This window comes from Agathobaculum massiliense, from assembly GCF_900291975.1.
Lineage (GTDB): Bacteria > Bacillota > Clostridia > Oscillospirales > Butyricicoccaceae > Agathobaculum > Agathobaculum ammoniilyticum.
Genome location: NZ_OMPN01000001.1, coordinates 3,145,429 through 3,167,481, shown reverse-complemented (window position 1 = coordinate 3,167,481; position 22,053 = coordinate 3,145,429). Strand labels below are relative to the sequence as shown.

At 58.5% G+C, this 22,053-nt stretch carries 23 protein-coding genes; 4 read left to right on the top strand and 19 right to left on the bottom strand.

All coding sequences use genetic code 11. The features are described 5' to 3' along the window. Nucleotides 1-37 precede the first annotated feature (37 nt). The 14 genes from yunB to DBQ51_RS16020 all read right to left on the bottom strand — a co-directional run bounded on the left by yunB (nt 38) and on the right by DBQ51_RS16020 (nt 12,153). Entirely contained in the window at nt 38-769 is a 732-nt protein-coding gene (gene yunB, locus DBQ51_RS16085; RefSeq protein ID WP_159068216.1) for a sporulation protein YunB, read from the bottom strand. A gap of 85 nt (nt 770-854) precedes the next feature. Then, entirely contained in the window at nt 855-2,792 is a 1,938-nt protein-coding gene (locus DBQ51_RS16080; RefSeq protein WP_107632073.1) for a bifunctional 4-hydroxy-3-methylbut-2-enyl diphosphate reductase/30S ribosomal protein S1, read from the bottom strand. Next, complete coding sequence (locus tag DBQ51_RS16075; protein WP_054327652.1) at nt 2,789-3,373, bottom strand: lysophospholipid acyltransferase family protein; 585 nt, start codon at nt 3,371-3,373, stop codon at nt 2,789-2,791. Before DBQ51_RS16075 ends, DBQ51_RS16080 begins: the two co-directional genes overlap by 4 nt. 3 nt (nt 3,374-3,376) lie before the next feature. Further along, entirely contained in the window at nt 3,377-4,051 is a 675-nt protein-coding gene (gene cmk / locus DBQ51_RS16070) for a (d)CMP kinase (RefSeq protein ID WP_107632072.1), read from the bottom strand. Nucleotides 4,052-4,060: 9 nt separating this feature from the next. Continuing rightward, entirely contained in the window at nt 4,061-5,281 is a 1,221-nt protein-coding gene (locus DBQ51_RS16065) for a BaiN/RdsA family NAD(P)/FAD-dependent oxidoreductase (RefSeq protein WP_082397230.1), read from the bottom strand. After that, nucleotides 5,278-6,147: a MurR/RpiR family transcriptional regulator gene (locus DBQ51_RS16060; RefSeq protein ID WP_054327653.1), complete on the bottom strand. Its 870-nt coding sequence runs from the start codon at nt 6,145-6,147 to the stop codon at nt 5,278-5,280. Before DBQ51_RS16060 ends, DBQ51_RS16065 begins: the two co-directional genes overlap by 4 nt. Before the next feature lie 80 nt (nt 6,148-6,227). Next, nucleotides 6,228-6,953: a pseudouridine synthase gene (locus DBQ51_RS16055; protein ID WP_107632071.1), complete on the bottom strand. Its 726-nt coding sequence runs from the start codon at nt 6,951-6,953 to the stop codon at nt 6,228-6,230. Between the two features lie 18 nt (nt 6,954-6,971). Further along, on the bottom strand, nt 6,972-8,063 hold the full coding sequence (locus DBQ51_RS16050) for a D-alanyl-D-alanine carboxypeptidase family protein (protein WP_107632070.1): 1,092 nt from the start codon (nt 8,061-8,063) through the stop codon (nt 6,972-6,974). 72 nt (nt 8,064-8,135) lie between these two features. Then, nucleotides 8,136-8,567: a GerW family sporulation protein gene (gene ytfJ, locus DBQ51_RS16045; RefSeq protein ID WP_107632069.1), complete on the bottom strand. Its 432-nt coding sequence runs from the start codon at nt 8,565-8,567 to the stop codon at nt 8,136-8,138. Next, a complete protein-coding gene (locus tag DBQ51_RS16040) occupies nt 8,560-9,204 on the bottom strand; it encodes a DUF2953 domain-containing protein (RefSeq protein WP_107632068.1) in 645 nt (214 codons plus the stop codon). Before DBQ51_RS16040 ends, ytfJ begins: the two co-directional genes overlap by 8 nt. Nucleotides 9,205-9,211: 7 nt before the next feature. Continuing rightward, nucleotides 9,212-9,832, bottom strand: a complete 621-nt coding sequence (scpB, locus tag DBQ51_RS16035) for an SMC-Scp complex subunit ScpB (protein ID WP_054327659.1) — start codon at nt 9,830-9,832, stop codon at nt 9,212-9,214. Continuing rightward, nucleotides 9,832-10,551 carry a segregation and condensation protein A gene (locus tag DBQ51_RS16030; RefSeq protein ID WP_054327660.1) on the bottom strand — a complete coding sequence of 240 codons (720 nt, stop codon included), beginning with the start codon at nt 10,549-10,551 and terminating at the stop codon, nt 9,832-9,834. The genes scpB and DBQ51_RS16030 overlap by 1 nt, the downstream gene beginning before the upstream one ends. A 12-nt stretch (nt 10,552-10,563) precedes the next feature. After that, complete coding sequence (locus DBQ51_RS16025; RefSeq protein ID WP_054327661.1) at nt 10,564-11,307, bottom strand: site-2 protease family protein; 744 nt, start codon at nt 11,305-11,307, stop codon at nt 10,564-10,566. A 270-nt stretch (nt 11,308-11,577) separates the two neighbouring features. Then, a complete protein-coding gene (locus DBQ51_RS16020; RefSeq protein ID WP_054327662.1) occupies nt 11,578-12,153 on the bottom strand; it encodes a hypothetical protein in 576 nt (191 codons plus the stop codon). Nucleotides 12,154-12,376: 223 nt separating this feature from the next. Between DBQ51_RS16020 and DBQ51_RS16015 the strand changes: the two genes are divergently transcribed. Continuing rightward, nucleotides 12,377-13,453 carry a sensor histidine kinase gene (locus DBQ51_RS16015; RefSeq protein ID WP_242977957.1) on the top strand — a complete coding sequence of 359 codons (1,077 nt, stop codon included), beginning with the start codon at nt 12,377-12,379 and terminating at the stop codon, nt 13,451-13,453. Beyond that, nucleotides 13,450-14,157 carry a response regulator gene (locus DBQ51_RS16010; protein WP_054327664.1) on the top strand — a complete coding sequence of 236 codons (708 nt, stop codon included), beginning with the start codon at nt 13,450-13,452 and terminating at the stop codon, nt 14,155-14,157. The genes DBQ51_RS16015 and DBQ51_RS16010 overlap by 4 nt, the downstream gene beginning before the upstream one ends. 46 nt (nt 14,158-14,203) lie before the next feature. Here DBQ51_RS16010 and DBQ51_RS16005 read toward each other — a convergent pair whose 3' ends face one another. Beyond that, nucleotides 14,204-15,274 carry an FkbM family methyltransferase gene (locus DBQ51_RS16005; protein WP_107632066.1) on the bottom strand — a complete coding sequence of 357 codons (1,071 nt, stop codon included), beginning with the start codon at nt 15,272-15,274 and terminating at the stop codon, nt 14,204-14,206. A gap of 173 nt (nt 15,275-15,447) precedes the next feature. On the opposite strand from DBQ51_RS16005, the gene DBQ51_RS16000 reads away from it, so the two are divergent. Together DBQ51_RS16000 and DBQ51_RS15995 are read left to right on the top strand one after the other, a co-directional pair. Continuing rightward, entirely contained in the window at nt 15,448-15,855 is a 408-nt protein-coding gene (locus DBQ51_RS16000) for a hypothetical protein (RefSeq protein ID WP_054327666.1), read from the top strand. Beyond that, entirely contained in the window at nt 15,856-16,713 is an 858-nt protein-coding gene (locus tag DBQ51_RS15995; RefSeq protein WP_054327667.1) for a hypothetical protein, read from the top strand. Nucleotides 16,714-16,747: 34 nt separating this feature from the next. On the opposite strand, the gene DBQ51_RS15990 is transcribed toward DBQ51_RS15995, so the two are convergent. The 4 genes from DBQ51_RS15990 to DBQ51_RS15975 are packed head-to-tail and all read right to left on the bottom strand — an operon-like array spanning nt 16,748 to nt 21,892. Continuing rightward, nucleotides 16,748-17,716: a carbohydrate kinase family protein gene (locus DBQ51_RS15990; protein ID WP_107632065.1), complete on the bottom strand. Its 969-nt coding sequence runs from the start codon at nt 17,714-17,716 to the stop codon at nt 16,748-16,750. Beyond that, nucleotides 17,713-18,573 carry a Cof-type HAD-IIB family hydrolase gene (locus tag DBQ51_RS15985; RefSeq protein ID WP_159068215.1) on the bottom strand — a complete coding sequence of 287 codons (861 nt, stop codon included), beginning with the start codon at nt 18,571-18,573 and terminating at the stop codon, nt 17,713-17,715. Before DBQ51_RS15985 ends, DBQ51_RS15990 begins: the two co-directional genes overlap by 4 nt. Nucleotides 18,574-18,590: 17 nt before the next feature. Then, nucleotides 18,591-19,985: a glycoside hydrolase family 32 protein gene (locus DBQ51_RS15980; RefSeq protein WP_107632063.1), complete on the bottom strand. Its 1,395-nt coding sequence runs from the start codon at nt 19,983-19,985 to the stop codon at nt 18,591-18,593. After that, nucleotides 19,982-21,892, bottom strand: a complete 1,911-nt coding sequence (locus DBQ51_RS15975; RefSeq protein WP_107632062.1) for a PTS beta-glucoside transporter subunit IIBCA — start codon at nt 21,890-21,892, stop codon at nt 19,982-19,984. Before DBQ51_RS15975 ends, DBQ51_RS15980 begins: the two co-directional genes overlap by 4 nt. Nucleotides 21,893-22,053: the final 161 nt, after the last annotated feature.

The following is a 22,053-nucleotide window of genomic DNA, read 5'->3' as shown; positions in this document are numbered from 1 at the left end:
AATATAGTATACCAAATTTTGCGCGGTTTCGGAAGTATTATTTTCCGTTTTCCGACGAATTATCCGAAAGCTGCGGCCCGCTTCCGCTCTCTGCCGCGCCGCTGTAATCGCTCACCTGCCCGAGCAGGTTGCCGCCCAAATCATCAATATAGGCATAGCGTTCGGGTACGGTGCCGACAATCACCGTATCCGTCACCGGATAGCTGGTCACAATCTCGCGGTCCTCGCCGCCGAACGGAGTCAGGATGCGGAATCCCGCATGAATTTCAATGATAATATTATGCCGCGTCTGGTTAATACCCGCCGAGGAAAACGCACTGATGAACTCCGCCGACATCTGCGTCAGCCCCGCCATGCCGATATCCACGCTCGGCCCCATGCCAGTGAAATAATTGGGGGCGAACACCGTACCCAGCGGCACCTCGATGGTTGTCTGTTCCAGATCCTCCAGCCGTTCAAACAGGCCGTTGACAAGCCGCGCCTTGATCTGGCCGATCGCGATTACATCCGTCCGAAGCGCCGTGACATGGTTTTCGCTGTCCCGTTCCAGCACGACCATATTTTCATACGTCTCGGGGTCGTCAAACACTTCATCCTGCATCAGGTTGTTGATTTCCTGCAGCGCACTGTCCTCGCATACATTGGTGGCGTATTCCATGAACACCCGATGCATCCGCATGGTTACCAGCACGCCAAGCCCCGCCGCAGCCGCCAACAGCAACAGCAGCGCAGTTCTTCTTCCTTTCTTCCGGTATCTGCGCCGGTGCATCCGCACGCCCCCTTTCGGAAAATCATACGAGGCCGGCACGAAAAAAAGAAGCACCCTGTGGGTGCTTCTTTGTATCTGGAGGGAATTATTCCTCGTCTTCGCCCTCGTCCTCGCCTGTGAGCAGCGCGCGGATGGACAGAGAAACCTTTTTCTTCTCATCGTTGATATCGATGATCTTGGCCTCGACCTGCTGGCCGACCTCAAGCACATCCTCCGGCTTTGCGATGCGGTGGTCAGCGATCTGGGAGATGTGGATCAGCCCGTCAACGCCCGGAACGATTTCCGCGAACGCACCGAACGGCATAAACTTGAGGATCTTGACTTCCGCTACATCGCCCACACCGTACTTGGACTTGAATACATTCCACGGATTATCCTCTTCGCGCTTGTAGCCGAGAGAGATCTTCTTGTTGTCCTTGTCCAAGCCGATCACGAACACCTTGACCTTATCGCCCACATTGACTACCTCGGACGGGTGCTTGATGCGGCCCCAGGACAGCTCGGAAATATGAACCATACCGTCCACGCCCCCGATATCGACAAACGCGCCGTAAGAGGTCAGGCTCTTGACCGTACCCTCATACTCGTTGCCGACCTCGATGGTACTCCAGATCTGCTCGGCCGCCGCCTTGCGGGCTTCCTGCTGGATCTGGCGGATCGAGCCGACCACGCGCTTGCGCTGGCGGTTGATCTCCGTGATATAGAAAGACTGCTTGGTCTTCACCAACTGGCTCATCGGCTGATCCTTCGGGATGCCGGTCTGGCTGGCCGGAATGAACACACGCACGCCGTAAGCGGTCGCAACCACGCCGCCGCGGTTCTCCTCAACGATGATGCCCTCAACGACCGAATGCTCTTCATACGCCTTTTCCACGGTCTCCCAGCCCTTAAGCTGGTCAACGCGCTTCTTGGACAGGGTCACGGTGCCTTCGCCGTCGTTGACGCGCACGACCACCGCCTCGATCTCATCGCCGGGATGGATGTTTGCGGCCGCGTCGTAGTTCGGGTCGTCCGACAGCTCGCTCAGCGGGATATACGCAGTATGCTTTACGCCAAGGTCGACCTGTACGTCGGTCGAGGATACAGCGACTACGGTACCGGTGACTTTCTCTCCTGTATTCAAGGTTTTGAAGGACTCTTCGAGCATTGCCGCAAAGTCCTCACCATTTTCGATTTTCGTTTCTTCGCTCATCATGTTACTGACCTCCTTAATTATCCATGCCGGTGTCGATGCCCCAGCCGTGATCCCGACGCGCCCATTCCTTCGGAGCCCCTGCGTTGTAAGCTCCGCGGCATCCTCGATATAAAGCACATTGTTGCACAGCGTGCGGCTGATCTCGTACAGCCGCTTTGTGTTGGAACTTTTTTTATCGCCGATCACGATCATCTGATCCGACGCACCGGCAAGCAGACGAGCCTCCGACTGACGCTCATCCGTCGCTTTACATATTGTATCAAAAATTTTGAGGTTTGTACACCTTTTTTTTATCAAACCGACTGAAATATTCCAAAGATTCCGATTGACGGTCGTTTGCGCGACAACAGCCAGCGTTCTTTCCGTCGAATCCGGCCGATCCAAATAGGCTCTCACCTGTGCTTCGTTCTCGAGTACGTCCGAGCCGCCGCACCATCCCTGGATGCCAACAACCTCGGGATGGCCTGCGCTTCCTAGGATGAGGATATGACGTCCCTCGCGGCTCTGTTCGTCCACAATACGGTGTATTTTCTGCACGAACGGACAGGTCGCGTCAAACACCTCGCAGTTTTTCTCCTGCAGCATTTGATATACCCACCGCGGCACACCATGCGCGCGGATCAGGACCTTTGCCCCATCCGGTATTTCCTGCAGCGTGTGGGCGGTGCGTACCCCCTGGCGCTCCAGCCGCGCGATCTCATGCATATTGTGGATGATTTCGCCATACGCGTAAATAACGCCGTTTGCCTGCGCCTGCCGCTCGGCCAGCTCGACCGCGCGCCGCACGCCGAAGCAGAACCCGGCTGTTTTTGCTACTGTAATGCTCATATCTGCTTTTTCAGGGCATAGATACGGTGCAGGATATCGTCCGCAATCGCGCCGTAATCCTTTTCCTTTCCGTCCGGCAGGAACGGCTTGCCGATTATGACCGTTGCCCGGCAGCGGAAGCCTTTGTTTTCCGAGATATACATGGGCAGGATCGGCGCGCGCGTTTTGACCGCCAGCATTGCCGCGCCCTTTTTGGCGTCTCCCTCTGACGCGCCGCGCGTACCCTGTGGGAAGATGATCAGCTTCTGCCCTGCGCGGACCGAGCCGAGCGCGGTCTTGATCGAATCGATATCTACGCCGCCGCGGTCGATCGGGAAAGCGCCGAGCGCCGCAATCAGCCAAGCAAAAAGCGGCTTGCGGAACAGCTCCTTTTTCGCCATCAGTCGCAGCGGTATCCTATGCCCCAGGGCCACCGCCGCGAATGGCGGGTCGGAAAGCTGCACATGGTTCGGGCAGACGACACAACCGCCCTCCGGAATGTTTTCCCGCCCGATGACCTTAAAGCCGAAATAAATATGGAACGCCAGCGCCACAAAGGGAACCGCGAACCATTGGAACCAGCGGTGATATTTCTGTTTCATGTATTATCTCTCCGTCTTTTCCCGAATTATCCGCAGAACCGCGGCAATGCTCTGCTCCAAATCAAGCGCGCTCGTGTCGAGCAGGACCGCGTCGTCCGCCTGACGAAGCGGGGCGACCGCGCGCGTCGTATCCTGCCGGTCGCGCGCCTGTATGTCCGCCAGTACGCCCTCGAGCGTCACCTGCTGCCCTTTTTCCTTCAACTCGCGGTAGCGGCGCTCCGCCCGCGTTTTCGCGGAGGCGGTCAGGAATATTTTCACTGGTGCGTCCGGCAGGATCACCGTGCCGATATCGCGTCCGTCCATCAGGATATTGCTGTTTTTTGCCATATCCCGCTGTACATCCAGCAAAAAACGCCGCACCTCCGGCACGGCCGAGACCTTTGACGCATATTGCGCGATTTCCGGCGTGCGGATCGCTTCGGATACGTCCTCTCCGTTGAGCAGCACATGCTGCATACCGTCCTGATAAGCCAGCGAAATATCCACCGTCGGCAGGGACGCGATGATCCCCGCCGTATCCTCACCCGTGATTCCCCTGCGGTACACGGCCAGGCCGATCGCACGGTACATCGCGCCGGTATCCACATAGACATATCCCATCCGCGCCGCCACAGCCCGCGCGACCGTGGATTTCCCCGCGCCGGATGGCCCGTCTATCGCAACCGAAATGTATTCCATATGTCCCTCCTACTGCCGCGCCGCCGACAGGCCGGCCAGCCGTCCGGTCGACCACGCGATCTGTAAATTGAAGCCGCCCGTATAAGCGTCCACATCGAGTACCTCTCCCGCGAAATACAGCCCGGGCAGCTTTTTGGATTCCATGGTTTTGGGGTCTACCTCACGGACCGAGACGCCGCCCGAGGTCACGATTGCCTCCGCGACCGGCCGCTTGCCGGACACCACAACCAGAAAATGCTTCAATGTATGCAGCAGTGCAGCGCGCTGCTGCCTGGTGATACCGTTTACCTTGGCATGCGGGTCGATCTGGGACAGCCGCACGACCGCCGGAATCAGCTTGCGGGGTAGCAGCCCGCCCAGTGCGTTGATGAAATCGCTGTTTTTATGTGTCCCGAAATCGGACAGCAGGCGCTTATCCAGTGTCTTTTCATCCAGCGCCGGCTTGAGGTCGATCTCGATATGGTAACCCTTGCTGCCAAAGTGCCGCATATGCGCGGAAGCGGAAAGGATCAGCGGGCCGGACAGGCCGAAATGTGTAAACAGCATCTCCCCGAATTCCGACCAGATCCTTCTGCTGTCCTCAAACACTGTCACCTGCACATTGCGCAGGCTGAGCCCCATCAGCTCCTCACAGCCGCCCGGCGTCACCAGCGGCACCAGCGAGGGATTGGGCGGCACGACCGTATGCCCTGCCTGCTTTGCAAAGCGGTAACCGTCCCCGGTCGAACCGGTCTGCGGATAGGATACCCCTCCGGTCGCGACAATCACACGGTCGGCCGGATAAAGCGCGCCGCCCGCCTGCACGCCTGCGAGCCTGACCCCCTCAATGACAAGCCGCTCCGCGGCCGTATGCTTTATTATAACTCCCACACGTTTAATCCATGTAAAAAGTGCGTCAATAATATCCGCAGCCTTGTCCGACACCGGAAAAACGCGGTTTCCTCGTTCGGTCTTGAGCGGCACGCCGTGGGAGGTGAAAAACGCCATCGCATCCTCTGGCGAAAAGCCGCCGAGCGCGGAATACAGGAAGCGCGGGTTGACCGGAACGTTCTGCAAAACCGTCTGGATATCGCAGTTATTGCAGACATTGCAGCGTCCCTTTCCCGTGATGAACAGCTTGCGGCCGACCTTTTCATTTGTTTCCAGCAGCGTCACCCGCGCGCCGTTTTCAGCCGCCGTACCCGCTGCCATCAGACCCGCCGCACCGCCGCCGATTACCAATATGTTCAATTCGCGTCGTCCTCCGGCTTTTCATATACGTCGTATTCTTCCCAGATGCGTTCCAGCCTGTTGAACGTCTGCTCGATCTCCCCCCGCCGGCTCATGCCGACCGCGACGATCAGCGCGTTGATGACCGACAGCGGCGCGACTAGGGAATCGACAAAACTTGCCATATCGCTGCGCGCCAGCAGCACATGATCCGCCACCCGCGCCAGCGGCGACAGGTGCGAGTCCGTCAGCGCGACCACCCGCGCGCCGCGGTCGCCCGCGTACCGCATGGCGCTGAGCGTGCGCTTGGAATAGCGCGGAAAGCTGATGCCCAGCAGCACATCCCCCGGGCCGACCCGCAGGATCTGCTCAAATATTTCGCTGACGCTGTTGGTATGGACCAGCGTGACATTTTCAAACAGCAGGTTAAAGTAAAACCCAACAAAATTAGCAAGCGCGCTCGCGGAGCGCACGCCTAAAATGTAGATCCGTTTCGCGCCGGTCAGCGCGTCGACCGCCCCTTGGAACGCATCGCGGTCGATCTCGTCCAGCGTCATGCGAATCATATCCATATCCGCGTGAAGAACGGTCTGTAGCACGTCGCGGCCGCCCATGCGGTCGCTGGAAACCTCCATGCGCTGCACCGAGGTCAGCTTGTTGCGTATCATCTCCTGTAGCGCGCGCTGCAGATGCGGATAGCCGTCGTATCCCAGCTCAGTCGCGAAGCGCACCACGGTGGACTCGCTCACACCGACGGTAGCGCCGAGCCGGCTAGCTGTCATAAAGGCGGCCTTGTCATAGTGCTCCAGGATGAAGCGCGCGATCTGCTTCTGCCCCTTGGAAAAATCCGGTAATTCATTTTGAATCTTGTTGATCAGATCGTTCATGACATTCACTCCTGCATTATCGCCTGCTTTTGCCGTTATTATTGTAAGCGGTTTGCCGCAGAAATGCAAGATATTTTGCATCAATCCTGCAAAATCGCACCCACCCCCCGCAAATAGGCGACCTCCTCCGGCGTCAGTTCACGCCACGCCCCTGCCTTGAGCGCCGGATCGAGCGGCAGCTCGCCCACCGCTACCCGTTTCAGCCTGCGCACCTCCAGACCGCACTGCTCGCACATTTTCCGGATCTGGCGGTTGCGCCCCTCATGGATCGTAAGCCGCAGCTTCGCGCTTTCGCTGTCTTGCTCCAGAATGACGACCCGCGCGGGCCGGATTGCATACCCGTCTATCTCCATCGGCTCTTCCAGGCGCGGGATGTTATCCAGCCGGCCGCGCACGCGCACCTCGTAGTGCTTTTCGATCTCGTGCCGCGGATGCGTCAGCGCGTTGACCAGCGTCCCGTCGTTGGTGAGCAGCAGCAGCCCCTCCGAATTGTAATCCAGCCGGCCGACCGGTACCACGCGCACGCCGCAGCCCTGGGTCAGATCGGCCACGGTCCTGCGGCCCCGCTCGTCCTTGAGCGTTGTTACATAGCCGCGCGGCTTGTACAGCATCAGGTATTTTTTCTCCTCCGAAAGGCCGACCGGCTTGCCATCCGCCTGGATCCGGTCGCGCCGGATATCCGCCCGATCGCCCAGCGACGCCGCACGGCCGTTTACCGTCACCCGTCCGTCCAGTATCCATGTTTCCGCTTCGCGGCGCGAGCAAAGTCCGGCCTGCGCCAAAATTTTCTGCAGTCTCTCCTCCACAGTTGTCCTCCTATGCTGTCATTGATCCTTTTCACCGAATATCCGGTCGAGTATCCGTTCGGTCAGGCTCTTTTCCTCCGGCGCCAGTATAGAGGCGCTGCCGTACAGCAGCGTATCCTTTGCCAGCACCTTGTCGCCGATCCGGTATTCTATCTGTCCCGCCGCCGCGCTTTTGACCACCGGCGCATAGCAGATTTTATCACCGTACCGCACGGTTTCAATCCGGTCCTTTTCCTCCGACGTGACATGGGCTGTCAGCGTATGCTGCGCAACGAGCGGAACCGTATCCGCATCCCCGCCAAAAACGCGCTGCACCGCGACCTCCTCCCCCGCCTCATGGAGCGTGATCTCCTCATATTGGGCAAAGCCTGCGTCGAGCAGCTCCATATGATCGTTCCAGTCGTTTGGGTCATTCAGGGTAACCGCGATCAGGGTGCGTCCGTTGCGCTCCGCCGCGGACACCAGACAGCGCCCCGCCGCCTTGGTGTAGCCTGTTTTGACGCCGATCGCGCCTTCATACATGCTGAGCAGGCGGTTATGGTTGCTCAGCGTGCGCTGTCCCACCGTATAGCTCTGGGTCGATACGATCTGGCGGAACACAGGATCGCGCAGGGCGGCGGCCGTGATCTGTGCCAGCTCATGGGCGGTTGTATAATGCGTTTCGCTGGAAAGGCCGTTGGGATTGTCGAAATGCGTATCCGTCAAGCCAAGCTCGGCCGCCTTTGCATTCATTTTTTCTATAAACACATCAAATCCGCCGCATTCGCCAGCGATTGCCACCGCCGCGTCATTGCCGGATTCCAGCATCAGCCCGTACAGCGTATCCCGCAGGGTCAGCTTTTCCCCTTCCTGCAGGTACATAGACGAGCCTTCGACTCGGGTATATTCCTTTTTCACCGTGTATTCCCGATCCAGATTGCCCTCGCCCAATGCGACAAGGGCGGTCATGATCTTTGTTGTGGACGCCATTGGCAGGCGTGCGTCGCCATTCTGTTCCAGCAGCACCTCGCCGGTATCCGCGTCCATCACAACCGCGCTCTGCGCGCTGAGCGCCCGCGAATCGGGCAGCAGCAGCAAACAGAGCAGTATCCCGCACCACAGTTTCTTCATGTTCGCACATCTCCCCTGCAAAACAAAACCTACTCAGCATTCGTGTGAGTAGGTTTTGCGGGAAATGCGGCATTATTCGTCAGCTTCGGCCGTTCGGTCCATATTTGGCCCTGCCTTTCCTTTGTAGCCCTCCACAAAGCTGGAAACCTTGTTAATCGCACCCGGGATCATTTCGACCAGGCGGTCGACCGTTGTCGAGGCCTGCGCGTTCACGCCGAGAATATTGGAGCTGCCGTCCGTGCCGATAATCAGGAAGCAAACGGGCGATACCGTCACGCCCGCGCCGCCGCCGCCGCCAAAGGCCAGCGGTGCGCCCTGCGGCATATGCTTGGGCGCAAAATCGCTGCCGCCGGATGCAAAGCCGAACGTGACCTTGGAGACCGGAATCACGGTCGTGCCGTCCGCCGTGGTAATCGGCGTGCCAATAATGGTATTGACATCCACCATTTCCTTTATTTTCGCCATGGTCTCGGTCATCAGGTTGCTGATAGGATGCTCACTCATTTGTTATCGCCTCTTCTTTCTTTATCAATCGTTTATACAGACGGAAAAGTTCCCCTGCGTGCCGCAACAGCACGAGCAACAGGCGCAGCGGCCGCATGGAACAAAACACGGTAAACGCCCATTCCGTATGGTCTGCCTCAAAATCCGCGTCCACATCGACGTGATACGCTTTCATTTCAAAAGTATTCTCCAAAAACGGTACAATCATGCCGGTCAACGCTGCGGACTGCCCCAAAAGAAGTCCGGTTTTTGCCGCGTCGTCCGTGCCAATCCGCACCCGCACGCGCAGCCGGCTGATGCGGAGCGTATCCGCCATTTCGCTCAGCAGCGTCAAGGTCAGTCCGGCCAGCTCCCCGATATCCAGTTCCTCACGCTGAAAAGAATACCGGTATTTGGATTTTTTCCGCCTTTTTTTGCGTTTTGCCGGCGCCGCGGCAGTCTGCGGCGGCGCTTCCTCTCGCTTCGGCGGCGGCCAGACTGGGATACGCGCCGGCCCGTACCGGATTTCTACGCTGACCTCCCCGTTCACGCCCACGGCCTCTATCCCTGTGCGGACACAGAGCAGGAGGAGACAGACGGCCAGCATCAACAGGAGTAGCCCCAGCAGCACCGCCAAAATCCAAAGCAGAGCCGTCATATTCGCTTCACTCCGTTTCCTCCGGCCACGCCCGCGTGGGCGGGGACTCTATCTGCAGTTGTCCCTCCAACGCGGCCTCAGGCTGCCGCCCGTCCAAATCCAGCTCCATTTGTTCGTTTTCCTCAAGCGATGGCAGCGCGGGCAGCTCGCTCAGGCTACTGAGCGCGAACGTCCGCAGGAATATCTCGGTCGTGCGATAAAGGATCGGCCGGCCGGGTACATCCATGCGTCCGGCTTCTTCGATCAGGCCCTTTTCTGCCAGCCCTGCAACGGTGCCGCCCGAATCCACGCCGCGCAGCTGGTCGATGAACGCCCTTGTCACCGGCTGGCGGTACGCGACGATCGTCAGCACCTCCAGCGCGGCCGGAGACAGGGACGGCGGCTTGCGCGATTCGGTCACCCGACGGGCCGCGTCCGCATACAGCGGACGCGAACAGAGCTGTAGCTTGTCCTCCAGCCGCAGCAGCATCAGACCCCTGTTTTCAAAATCATATAGGTTTTCCAGCGCTGCGGCGGCCTCAAGCACCGCGCCTCGCGGCGCTTCCAGCGCTGCGGCCAGCCGGTCGACCGGTACAGCGTCCCCTGCGGCGAACAGCACAGCCTCCAGGCCGGCTTCGAGTTCGGTCATCAGACGTTACTCTCTCCTTTATCGTTTGTAAGCGTCAACTCCATATCCTCTCCGTCGCCTTCCAGCAGGATACGGCGGGTCTTGGACAGCTCAAGCACCGCCAGAAAGGTCGCGACGATCTCTGAACGGTTTTTCGCGTCGTCAAACAGCCTTCGAAACGGCACGCGGACCGACCGGATAAACCGCCGGAGGATCGCGGTAATCCGCGTTTCGACCGGCACAGGCTCCCGCCCGACAATGCCGGAGAATGCGCTCGCCGGCGGCGGTATCCGCCGCTGGGCCTTGCGCAGCATATTGTTAGCCGCCCGAACCAGATCGTTGACCGACTGGCGGTATTCTTTCGGCGCTTCCCCCAGGTTTTCCGGCGGTTTGACGAAGATATCCCGCCCGAGCTCCCCTTTTTCGCGGAAATACGGCGTGATTTCTTTTAGGCGCTGGTATTCCAGCAGCATCTCAACCAGTCCGGCACGGGGATCGTCCTCCTCGTCCTCCTCATGGCGCGGCAGCAGCATCTTCGACTTGATGTAAACAAGCTGCGCCGCCATCGCCACGAAATCCCCCGCGATGTCAAGGTCCATCGCCTCGGCCGCATGCAGGACTTCCATATACTGATCGAGTATCACCGCGATCGGGATGTCGTAAATGCTGACCTTGTTTTTGGCGATCAGATGCAGCAATAAATCGAGCGGGCCATCAAAATTCTCCAAATGAAAATCCATGACAGCATCCTGCTATAAAAACAGTCCGACAAACCGTGCCGCCAGGTTGATGGCCGCACTGTCCGCCATCAGCATCAGCCCGTCCAGCCAGCCGAACCAGATTGCCGCAACAAACAGGAGCAGGATCACACCCTGGTATTTTTGCAGCTTGAGCGACCAGGAGAACGGCAGGAACGCGTCAACCACGCGCGACCCGTCCAGCGGATGAACAGGGATAAGGTTGAATACCCCGAGACCCACGGACAAAACCGCCGTATAGCCCAAAAAGATCATCAGCACAAGCAGAAATACCGCGATGCCGTTCGCGGCGATCTGTCCAGATGTCAAAAGAGACATCAGGAGGTAAACACCGCCTACGCCAAACGAGAAAACCTGCGTTCCCAGCAGGTAAACCCCGATCGCCAGATAACCCGCAAACGCCAAAAACGCCGTGATGAAATTGGCTGCGGGACCTGCAGCGGCAGTCAGCGCCATACCCGCTTTTCTATTTTTGAAGTTCGATATATTGACCGGCACAGGCCGCGCCCAGCCAAATCCGAACACCAGCAGGCATAAAAAACCGACCGGATCAATATGCGCTAAAGGGGAAAGCGTGACGCGGCCGGAATCGCGCGCCGTGCGATCGCCCAGCAGATAGGCCATTCCTCCATGCGCGGCCTCATGCACGGTGAGGCATAAAACGACCGCAGGGAGCGACAACGCAAGCGTGATGATTGCGGTCTGCAGGTCCCCCCTGCGCAGAGCACTCCAAAGCAAGCAAACTCCTCCAAACTATCAGCCGCACCGCTATTCTTGCCACGAGCGCCTGATTTTATCATTTTAACCTATTTTTTGCTTCCTAACAGAGGCGTCAAAATAATTTTAACGCGGTTTTCCGGATAGCAAACCTGTGTATGTTTGGAATTATATCACAATACCAGCCAATTGTCATCCCTTTCTTGCTTTCCTGGTAAAAGGCAGTTCGCTTGATAAAAAGGGCTGCAGAATATTCTGCAGCCCTTTTCCCGTTCATATCAATTGAAAGTCTTATGCAGCGCGAGTGGCGTCACGGCCCTCCAAGAGCTCCACGGCAGCTTCCGCGTTCTTTACGCCATAGAAAACCAGTGCTTCCGCCCGGGTCCGATTCGTGGTGTTCTGACGGTCGATCATAGGATGGCACGCTCTCCAGCGGAGCTGCTTATTTACCTCTTCAAAAATCTTGCTGCCCAGAACGACGCTGTCTTCGTTCGCCACATCGCTGACAACCTTATAATCATCAATGTCGGACAGATCCATGGAGTAGAAAGTCTTGGCGTCGAATTCCAGAATAGCACGCTGGTTGGTGATGTAGTATTTCTGACGCTTCACGCTTGCACGCTCAAAGACTGGGGAAATCATAATCACAGCGCCGATGACTACCATACCGATTGCAACATTCATGCTCCACTGGCTGTTCTTCGTAACATAAGCTGCAAGCAGGCCGCCAATAATCACAACGGTCAGCAACCATGTACGCAGTACGCGGGTCTTATTGCCGTTTTCAATCAGCGGAAACGCCGCGGGCTCCCCCTGCCACAGCACAGTTTCGTTGTCCTGCAGATACTCTTGCAAATTTTTACTCATTAGAAACACTCCCTTTTTCATCTTGCACAGAATCCCTTTCTGTTGTCTCTATTATAGCGCATAATCCCGTTTAACCGCTGCTAAGGTCGCGTTTTGATTTGTTAATCTTCCGTCAAACGGCAACTTTTTCCCGTTCAGATTTTGTAAAGGATATTAACAGATTTTTAACACCTTTTCTGCTATAATGTTTTTGTACCTAATTGATAATAGGGAGTGTCCCATTTTGCAAAGCTCAAAGCATCGGAGTCCGTTTTTTTCCTTTTCCGCACGCGATTTTGCGGTTACCGCGGGCATTTTGGCCTGCGCGATTGAATTGTGCGTTATTTTAAGCATTGCCGATAGCATCGACGGCTTTGCGTATCCGATTTTCGTACTGGCCGTCCTGCTGGTTTCACGTTTAACGACCGGCTATTTTTTCGGTATCCTGGCCGCTCTGTTCAGCGTCATTGGCATCAACTATATTTTTACTTATCCATACTGGGCGTTCAACTTTACGCTGTCCGGCTATCCGCTGACGTTCCTGACCATGCTGTGCGTCTCGCTCATCACCTGTACGATGACCACCAAGCTCAAGCAGCAGGAGCGGATTCGGGCGGAAAGCGAAAAAGAGAAAATGCGCGCCAATCTGCTGCGCTCGGTTTCTCACGATATCCGCACGCCGCTGACATCGATCGTCGGCGTCACCTCCACCCTTCTGGAAACGCCCAACCTGCCGATTGCCGAGCAGCGCCAGCTTCTGGAGGACGCCCGCGACGAGGCGCAGTGGCTGATCCGCGTGGTGGAAAACCTGCTCTCCATCACCCGCATCGGGGACGCGCGCGCCCAGATTACCAAACAGCCGGAGGTCGTGGAGGAAATCCTCGGCGAGGTCGTGCAGAAATTCCGCAAGCGGTTTCCCGATGTTTCCATCCGCGTTGCCGCGCCGAGCGATCTCCTGTTTGTCCCCATGGACGCTATCCTGATCGAACAGGTGCTGTCCAATCTTCTGGAAAACGCGGTGATCCATGGTGAGACAACGACAAACATTCTGCTTTCCGTGCATCAGGAGGGCAAATACGCCTGTTTTTCCGTGCAGGACAACGGCAAAGGCATTCCCCCCAAGGAGCTTCCGACGCTATTTGACGGCAGCATGAAACGCAACGAAACGCCCGCTGGGGATGGGAAACGCAATATGGGCCTAGGCCTGTCGGTCTGTATGGCGATCGTACGCGCGCACAGTGGTACTATGGAAGCAAAAAATATGGGAGCGGGCGCGGAATTTTCTTTCCTGCTGCCGCTTTCCGAGGAGGAACTTAAATGAATATCCGAGAAAAAATCCTGATTGTAGAAGATGAAAAAAGCATTTCGCATTTTATTTCCACTATCCTCAATTCCAACGGTTACGAAACGATACAAGCCCGCACCGGTGCGGAGGCAATGTCCATGCTGTCCTCCCATTGTCCCGATCTGGTCATTCTGGACCTCGGCCTGCCGGACATGGACGGGCTGGAGGTACTCAACAGCCTGCGTTCCTGGTCCAGCCTGCCGGTGGTGGTCGTTTCCGCCCGCTCGCATGAGCATGACAAGGTCGGCGCGCTCGACCTCGGCGCGGACGACTATCTGACCAAGCCGTTCGGCACGGCCGAGCTTCTGGCCCGTGTCCGCACGGCGATCCGCCACACCCGCACCACCTCGGACAACGACGAGATCGCCCAGCGCGGCACCTATACGGTCGGGGACCTGACCATCGACTACAACAAGCATCAGGTCCTGGTGCGGGGAGAAAACGTCCATTTGACGCTGAGCGAATTCCGCATCGTCGCCCTGCTTGGCAAGTACGCCGGCAAGGTACTGACCTACGACTACATTATTAAGGAGTTGTGGGGGCCCCGCGCGGGCGGTGATAATCAGATCCTGCGCGTCAACATGGCGAACATCCGCCGCAAAATCGAAAAGAACCCCGCCGAGCCGGAATATCTGTTCACCGAGGTAGGCGTCGGCTACCGCCTCGCAGAAGGCGAATAAACCATACATAAAGAGCGCTGCCCGCAGGCAGCGCTCTTTTCCTGTTTTATGGGCAGACCGCATACAGGTTGGTATCCCATGCCGGCACATACGGATGGTGGCGCAGGTAAAGCCGGTAATCCGGACAAAGCGCATGCACCTGCAGCGCAAGGGAAAAGAAATCTCCGCTCCTATGGTAGGCTGCAAGGTTGAGCTTGGGCCGCCAGCTTCGGATGGTCTGCGCCGCGCCGCGCAGCGCCTCCCGCTCCGCGCCCTCTACATCCATTTTCAAATAGGTGCATGGCCTGCCGCGCAGCACGCTGTCCAGCGCGCGCATCCTTGTTTCCCTGCCCACATGCGAGATGCGCGACTGCCGCCCCGCCTGGTCCGAAAAGCACAGGACCGTATCCTCCGACCATGCGCCCGCCTGTTCCAGCGTTATATCCCCCGTAAGCTGTTCTTCCGCGTAGGCGGACAGCTTGCGAAAGCTGCGCCGGTCAGGCTCGAGCGCTGTGACCGAAGTGAAGCGCCCGCCAGTATAGTGCAGCAGCTCGCGGATCGTGTCCCCGTTATAGGCGCCCAAGTCTGCGAAACGCTCCTCCGGCCCGAGGCGCAGCACGGTACGGAACACCTCATCCTTATCGGTTTCGCTCGCGCACAGATAACAAAGCCTGCCGGACAGCTTGAAACGGACGGTATCCAGAAACACGGTGCGCGATCGTTCATCCGCCAAAAGCGCATACGCCCGCTCCATCTCCCCGCTGTGCGCGCGCACGAACGCTTCGTCAAATACCGCGCCCTCCACGACCGGCACATCCGGCGCGACCACGTCGAAGCGCCGGTCGAGCGCATACATCTTGTCCAGCACCTCCGGACGCTGGCTGGCAAACGCAATCACAATCAGAATATCCTCCCCAAACGCATCGACCACCTCGTCCAGCCGATGCACCCGAAACCCGCGGAAGCTGTGTCCCCGCACAAATTCATCGCTTGCAAATACTGCGGCGGCCTGAATCCCCAGCCGCTCAAACTGCCGAAGTATCTTATCCGCGCCGTCTCCCATGCCGTATAAAACAATCGGCCGCTTTTCTTCCTGCAGGCGCGGCCAGACGGACTGCTCGAGTGTCAAAAAATCCATTTCCAAAACTCCCTTATCCGTATCCTGGTATATTATACGTTCCGCCAAGCGCCCTGTAAAGCCTGCAGTCCGCAAATTTTTCCTCGGGCGGCGATTTTCTCGTTGCGGTTTTCAGTCCATTACAGTATAATTTACTTATCAGTGCATCTACTTTAACGGGGAGGCGGTTCTGCATGGCAAAATCCAACGGCATTTTGGCGATGAATCCCGAGCAATACCGCGAGATCGACGGTGTTGTATTTGATTTGGACAGTTATGCGAAGCACTGCCGGCCGGTCGAGCAAACGCCCGAGCCGATATTCCCCGCCGCCCCTTATCCCGCCGGCTGGTACCCCGTTGAGGAGGGACAAGCCCCTGTTCCCGTCATGGGAGGCGCGTTGCCCCCCCTCGAAACCGTCGTGACCGAAGACGGCATCACGATCCGGCGCACGGTTTGGGTGCAATGCGGTTCCGGCTCTGGTTCCTACCTGACCTCCTATACTACGTCCTACCGCACAAGTTATCGTTCGTCCGGTTCTGGTTCGCATTTTGGGGGTTCCTGCACTTACTTTGTCGGCGGCTATGGATTGGAGCTGATTTGAATGCTTTCCGCGTTTCATATCAACTGGACGTGTCCCTTTTTCGCGCGCACACCGGACCGGCCCTACGCGGTCGAACCGTTTGAACTGCTGACGACCGCGCTTTCCGCGCTCTCTTGGCAGAAAACCAACGGCTCCATCCGCATGATCTGCGACAGCACCGCCAAGCGATACTATGATGCGCTTGGCTTTTCCTTTCTCTGGGACGGCGGGGTGCATCCTCTGCTCGACGCCATGCCAGAGGATGTCAACCCCATCGCGTTTTGGGCGGCCGGCAAGCTGTATGCGCTTTCCGCCATGCCCGCGCCCTGTGTGATGATCGATACCGATTTTATTGTCTGGAAGCCGCTTGCGCCGCTGCTCCGCGGGCTGGATGCCGCCGCGGTCCACACAGAGGATATCATGCCCGATATCTACCCTGGGCCGGAGGCCTTCTCCCAGACGCGTGGCTTTGACTTTTCTGCTTTTGACTGGGCCGTGCGTCCCTATAACACCGCGCTTGCCTATTTTGGCAGCGATGCGTTCCGGCGGCATTATACGGATACCGCAATCCGCTTTATCCGCGCCTCCGCTACTGCGGACGACGTGCTGACCTACATGGTCTTTGCCGAACAGCGGCTCCTGGCAATGTGCGCGGCGCGGGAGCGCGTCCATGCCGCCGCGCTGTCCGACCTTGCCGCGTTGTTCAGCGGCAGGCAGCAGGGTTATTTCACCCATATCTGGGGCTTCAAACAGCAAATGCGGGACGAGCCCCTGCTTTACGAGGATTTCTGCCGCCGCTGCGCTGCGCGGCTGCGGCGCGACTTTCCTGAAGCGGCAGGGCGGCTGGCCGCCGCACCGCCGCTCTCCCCATACTTTTGAAAAGCGGTCTGCGCCCGAAACGCAGACCGCTTTTTTATTCTTTATCCGGATAGGCCCGCCGAAGCTCCTCCAGCGTCGCCATCACCGCTCCCTTGCGCTGTACGGTGAGCGACGCATACCGCGCGGAAAACTGTAAGTAGGAGGCCAGCCGTTCCTCCGAAAGCCGATCGAGCTGCTCCGCCGTAACCCCGTCCCGTGTCAGCTGGTACAGAAACGAACCGATGAAAGAATCGCCCGCGCCCGTTGTATCCGTAACAGGAACCGGAATCGTTTCGGTTTCCGCGTGCGCGCCGCGTGTGTAGATCGCCGCCCCGTCCGCCCCGCGCGTAACGAGCAGCATGCGGCAGCCGCCCGCAAACAGCCTGCGCGCAGCCTCGCGCTCCTCTTTGCAGCCAGTCACGAACTCCACCTCATCATCCGACAGCTTGACTAGGTCGGCAAACGGCAGGAACGCCCGTATCGCGGCCTGGCAGTCCTCCGGACGCTCCCACAGCGGCAGACGCACATTGGGGTCAAAAGAAATCAGCGCGCCAGCTTCCTGCGCCAGGCCGATCGCCCGGCGATGCGCTGCCTTGACCGGCCAGTCCACCAGGTCCACCGAACAGAAATGCAGTGCCGCGCAGTCCGCAAACATGGCGGGCGTGATCTGTTCTTCACACAAAAACAGGTCGGCCGAGGGATTGCGGAAGAAGGAGAACTCACGGTTTCCGGAAGCGTCCAGGGATACAAAGGCCAGACCGGTGTTCGCCTTTCCGGTGCGAAACACGTTTCCGGTATCCACGCCGTTGGACTGCAGGACCTTGAGGATATGCGTACCGAACGCATCCTCGCCGACCTGGGATATCATGCCCGCCGTGCCGCCCAACCGCGCGACCGCGGCGGCGACATTCGCAGGCGCGCCGCCCGCCACGCGCTCAAAATGGGTGACCTCGTCCAGCGTGCAGCCTTTCTGCTGCGGCACAAAGTCAATGAGCAGCTCCCCGATCGCCATAACCTTTTTCATATCCGTTCCTCCAGCAAATACCGTTCTATCGCCCTCGCGACCCCATTTTCCGTATGATCCGCCGTGCAGGCATCCGCAGCGGCGCGGATGTGAGCGGGCGCGTTCCCCATCGCCACGCTCAGGCCTGCCTGCCGCAGCATGGTCAAGTCGTTATCGCTGTCTCCGACCGCCATCACCTGCTGCATGGAAAAACCGAGATGCGCGGCAAGCCGCTCCAGCCCTCTGCCCTTGTGTACGCCTTTCCGGTTGACCTCCACGTTTTTCAAAGCGCCCCCGTACATCACGGATGGCGCAAGCTCAAACCGTCCGGTCGCCTCCAGCGCGTGCATCATGCCGTCCACAACAGACGGGTCACGGTGGTACAAAATCGCCTTGGAAAAGGAAAGCTCCTTTTCCTCCAGCAGCGCCTCCCAATCCGCCATCTCTTTCACATAGACCGCGCCATCCCACTGGCGGCTGACCATATGATAACCGTGCCGCCTCAGCTCGTCAAAAAAGCGGTTGAACCCGTCGCCAAAATACAGCCGTTCCGCTGTATAAAAGCAAGGGTCGGAAGCATAGCGGCTGCACACCTCCAATATGGTTCGGCAATCCCGCTGGTCCAGCCCGGCGGACAGCACGATTTCCGACCCATCCAGCCGGCTGACCAACGCGCCGTTTACCGTGACCGCCCAGTCCGCAGGCGCGAAAAGCTGTTCGCCGAACAGCCGAGCATCCGCCAGATGACGTCCGGTGCAAAGCGCAATCTTCACGCCGGCCATCTGCGCGCGGCGCACGGCGCGGGCGTTTTGTTTGGTCACACGGCTCGACCGGTCCAGCAGCGTACCGTCCAGGTCGAGCGCAAGCAATTGATACATGGTTCCCATTCCACCTGCTATTGGATTTCCAGCGCGCCCATCGCCCACAGCGCAGCCTCCCCTGCTCCTGTAAACGCGATGCCGCGCGCCTCGGGCGCCGGATAATAGCGGGTGGAAAGCACCCGCTCGCCACGGTTTACGAACACCTCTGCCGAGGACGCATCCGCAAGGATGCGCAAATGCTCGACCTCCCGCTCCACGCAGGCGCGGCGCATGGTGCGCCCCGCATCTCCCGACTGGAAAGACAGGGTTATCCGGTTCCCCTCCCATTCTACCACAAGGCTCTCCCGAATGACAAGCTTTCCCGCGCCCTGCGGGCTGTATTCCAGATCGAACACCTTCGCGTTTTCCGGTGCAACGCGCTCCTGACGGAGCTTTTCCAGTTCTGGCACCGGATACCGCAGCAGCCGTGTGCCGTCACGGGAAATCTCACACGGCACGGTCAGACAGTGCTGCCAGCCGCTCTCCACGGTCGGGTTTTGATACTCCGCGTCCGGCATGCCCATCCATCCGATCATCAGGCGGCGGCCGCGGTCCTCGAACGACTGCGGCGCATAGAAATCAAAGCCGCAGTCCAGCTCGGTAAAGCCACCGAGCATGTACTCGCCCCGAAAATCCCCGTGCAGCGGAAAATAACCGCTGGAATAGATATTCTGGTATCGATCGCCCTGGCGGTCAACCCCCTGCGGCGAGCAGACCAGAAAGGACAGTCCCTCCAGCCCGAACAGGTCAGGACACTCCCACATATAGCCGAACTTTTCCGGTGTGGTGAGCGTATTGCGATGCCTCCACCGCCGTTTGTCCGCGGACTCGAATACCAATATCTCGCCCCGATCGTCCAGCGTGCGCGCACCCAGCACCATATAATACATCCCATCCTGCTGCCATACCTTGGGGTCGCGCACATGACAGGTCAGTCCGGCCGGATAATCGGCGTTGGTGAGCAGCAGCTCGTCGGACTGCACCGATACCCCGTCCCGCGAGACGGCAAGTGCGGTATTATGCCCGCGTCCCGCTGTGATATAGTCATAATCCCCCGCCTGCTTGACGTTGCCGGTGTAATACAGATACATGACTCCATCCTCGACCAGCGCGGAGCCGGAATATACGCCGTGGACGTCCCACGGCTCATCCGGATAGAGCATGACCGGCAGCTTTTCCCACTGCAGCAGATCGCGGCTCCGGTAATGCCCCCAGTGCTTGACACCGCCCGCCGCGTCAAACGGGCCGTACTGGTAAAATACATGATACCATTCCCCGCACCGGCACAGGCCGTTCGGGTCATTGAGCCAGCCCACCGGCGGCATCAGATGGAACCGCTGGCGGTAGGGGTCCGCCGCAGCGCGCGGTCCGTCTTCGCGTTCGACCCGCTCGACCAGACGCGCCAAGTCCCTGTGTAATGCGTTGCTCATGCATCCTCCTCCTGCGCGGCCAGCGTGAGCAGCGTATCCCGCTTTGCCGTTACCGAGCCCAGCGACAGTTCAACGGCCGCATACTGGTCCGAATTGGTCACAATCACCGGCGTGATAGTCTTATAGCCCTCTTTTTCGATCGCTTCCGCATCGAATTCGAGTAGCAGCTCGCCTGCCTGCACGCGCTGCCCCTCCACCACGTGGCCGGTATAATGCTTGCCGTTCAGGTTCACCGTATCAATACCCACATGGATCAGCAGCTCCACGCCGTTATCGCACTGCAGGCCGATCGCATGGCCCATGACTGCCGTGACCTCCGCCGCACAGGGCGCATATATCCTGTTTTCCGCAGGCTTTACCGCAACGCCTTTCCCCAAAACCTCAGCTGCAAACGCCGGATCTCCGGTTTTGGAAAGCGGGACCGCCTCGCCGGTCAGCGGCGCGGCCACCGTTACCATCCTGCCCTGCGGCACGGCCGCCGGCTGTGCCGCTTCCGGCGCCGCAGCCGGATACGGCTGCGGCTGACTCGCCTCCTCAGGGATTCCCATGATCCAGGAAAGCGCAAACGCAACGCCCGCCGCTATGCCGACGGTCAGGATATATTGGATCGGATGGTGCAGGTGCAGAAGGATGCCAAAGATGCCCGTTACGCCCGTACCCGTCGCACCCAGCCTGACAATCGAAGCGTAAAGCGCGCCGCACGCGCCGCCAACTGCACCGGCGATGAACGGACGGAAAAAGCGCAGGTTCACACCGAAGATCGCGGGTTCCGTAATGCCCATGAACGCCGACAGCGACGCGGGCAGGGCCATGGATTTGAGTTTTTTATTGCGGGTCTTGATCGCGACCGCCAGCGCCGCGCCGCCCTGCGCCACATTCGCCGCACTGGCCAGCGGCAGCCAGAACGTCAGGCCGTATGCGCTTAGCTGGCCGAGGTCGATGATGGTATACATATGATGGATACCGGAAACGACGGTCGTCGCATACAGCCCGCCCATGATAAACGAGCCGATGCCGAACGGAATCGCAATCAGCCACTGCACGCCGTCGATCACAAAGTTTTCCACCGTCGTGAACAGCGGCCCGATTGCGGCCAGCGTGAGATATCCGGTCACAAACACAGAAACCAGCGGGGTGACGAACAGGTCGAACATCGGCGGCACGATTTTATGCAGCCGCTTTTCCAGGAAGCACATCACCCACACCGCGATGATGACCGGAATGACATGCCCCTGATAACCGACCAGCGGCACCTCGTATAAGCCGAAAAACACCTCCTGATAGGTCTGCACACCGTCCGCTACCGTCCATGCGTTTTGCAGACTGGGGTGAATCATAATCATGCCGACGACCGCGCCGAGGAACGGGTTGCCGCCAAAAACCTTGGCCGCTGAAAATGCGATCAGAATAGGCAGGAACGTATACGCAACATTGGAAAACAGATCCGCGAACACAAACAGTGAGCTTGTGCTGTCCAGCTCGATGAAGCCGTTGTTCACCATGAACTTGAGCGACTCCATAATGCCCATCAGGAAGCCGGACGCCACGATCGCCGGAATGATCGGCACGAAAATATCGCCCAGCGTCTTGATCGCGCGCTGGAACCAGTTGCCTTTCCGCGCGCCCTGCGCCTTTGCCTCGTCCTTGCTGACCGCCGCCGCGCCGGACTGCGCGATGAATTCATCGTACACCTTGTTTACCGTGCCTGTGCCGAAAATGATCTGAAGCTGTCCCTGCGCCTCAAATACGCCCTGCACGCCTTCCGCGTTTTCCAGCGTTTTCTTGTCAACCTTGCCGTTGTCCGCGATCACAAGGCGCAAGCGCGTTGCACAATGCGCCGCCGAAATGATGTTTTCTTTCCCGCCGATGCTTTCCAGCACTCCGGCCGCCGCTTTTTTGTAATCCACCGCGATTCTCCCTTTCTTTTTGTGAAATCGATTTCATTTTATAGGTTAATTATACGCCTTATGCATGCCTTTGTAAATCCGCAATCCTGTCCAAATATCCCGCTCTCTTTTTGCGCATTTCATCCAACCCCCTTTCAGGATACCCCATTTTACACAAAAAA

What these genes read in the sequence shown, in the direction of transcription:
- yunB (WP_159068216.1), bottom strand. Translation starts at nt 769, where the DNA reads ATGCACCGGCGCAGATACCGGAAGAAAGGAAGAAGAACTGCGCTGCTG.
- DBQ51_RS16080 (WP_107632073.1), bottom strand. Translation starts at nt 2,792, where the DNA reads ATGAGCATTACAGTAGCAAAAACAGCCGGGTTCTGCTTCGGCGTGCGG.
- DBQ51_RS16075 (WP_054327652.1), bottom strand. Translation starts at nt 3,373, where the DNA reads ATGAAACAGAAATATCACCGCTGGTTCCAATGGTTCGCGGTTCCCTTT.
- cmk (WP_107632072.1), bottom strand. Translation starts at nt 4,051, where the DNA reads ATGGAATACATTTCGGTTGCGATAGACGGGCCATCCGGCGCGGGGAAA.
- DBQ51_RS16060 (WP_054327653.1), bottom strand. Translation starts at nt 6,147, where the DNA reads ATGAACGATCTGATCAACAAGATTCAAAATGAATTACCGGATTTTTCC.
- DBQ51_RS16050 (WP_107632070.1), bottom strand. Translation starts at nt 8,063, where the DNA reads ATGAAGAAACTGTGGTGCGGGATACTGCTCTGTTTGCTGCTGCTGCCC.
- ytfJ (WP_107632069.1), bottom strand. Translation starts at nt 8,567, where the DNA reads ATGAGTGAGCATCCTATCAGCAACCTGATGACCGAGACCATGGCGAAA.
- DBQ51_RS16040 (WP_107632068.1), bottom strand. Translation starts at nt 9,204, where the DNA reads ATGACGGCTCTGCTTTGGATTTTGGCGGTGCTGCTGGGGCTACTCCTG.
- scpB (WP_054327659.1), bottom strand. Translation starts at nt 9,832, where the DNA reads ATGACCGAACTCGAAGCCGGCCTGGAGGCTGTGCTGTTCGCCGCAGGG.
- DBQ51_RS16030 (WP_054327660.1), bottom strand. Translation starts at nt 10,551, where the DNA reads ATGGATTTTCATTTGGAGAATTTTGATGGCCCGCTCGATTTATTGCTG.
- DBQ51_RS16020 (WP_054327662.1), bottom strand. Translation starts at nt 12,153, where the DNA reads ATGAGTAAAAATTTGCAAGAGTATCTGCAGGACAACGAAACTGTGCTG.
- DBQ51_RS16010 (WP_054327664.1), top strand. Translation starts at nt 13,450, where the DNA reads ATGAATATCCGAGAAAAAATCCTGATTGTAGAAGATGAAAAAAGCATT.
- DBQ51_RS16005 (WP_107632066.1), bottom strand. Translation starts at nt 15,274, where the DNA reads ATGGATTTTTTGACACTCGAGCAGTCCGTCTGGCCGCGCCTGCAGGAA.
- DBQ51_RS16000 (WP_054327666.1), top strand. Translation starts at nt 15,448, where the DNA reads ATGGCAAAATCCAACGGCATTTTGGCGATGAATCCCGAGCAATACCGC.
- DBQ51_RS15995 (WP_054327667.1), top strand. Translation starts at nt 15,856, where the DNA reads ATGCTTTCCGCGTTTCATATCAACTGGACGTGTCCCTTTTTCGCGCGC.
- DBQ51_RS15990 (WP_107632065.1), bottom strand. Translation starts at nt 17,716, where the DNA reads ATGAAAAAGGTTATGGCGATCGGGGAGCTGCTCATTGACTTTGTGCCG.
- DBQ51_RS15985 (WP_159068215.1), bottom strand. Translation starts at nt 18,573, where the DNA reads ATGTATCAATTGCTTGCGCTCGACCTGGACGGTACGCTGCTGGACCGG.
- DBQ51_RS15980 (WP_107632063.1), bottom strand. Translation starts at nt 19,985, where the DNA reads ATGAGCAACGCATTACACAGGGACTTGGCGCGTCTGGTCGAGCGGGTC.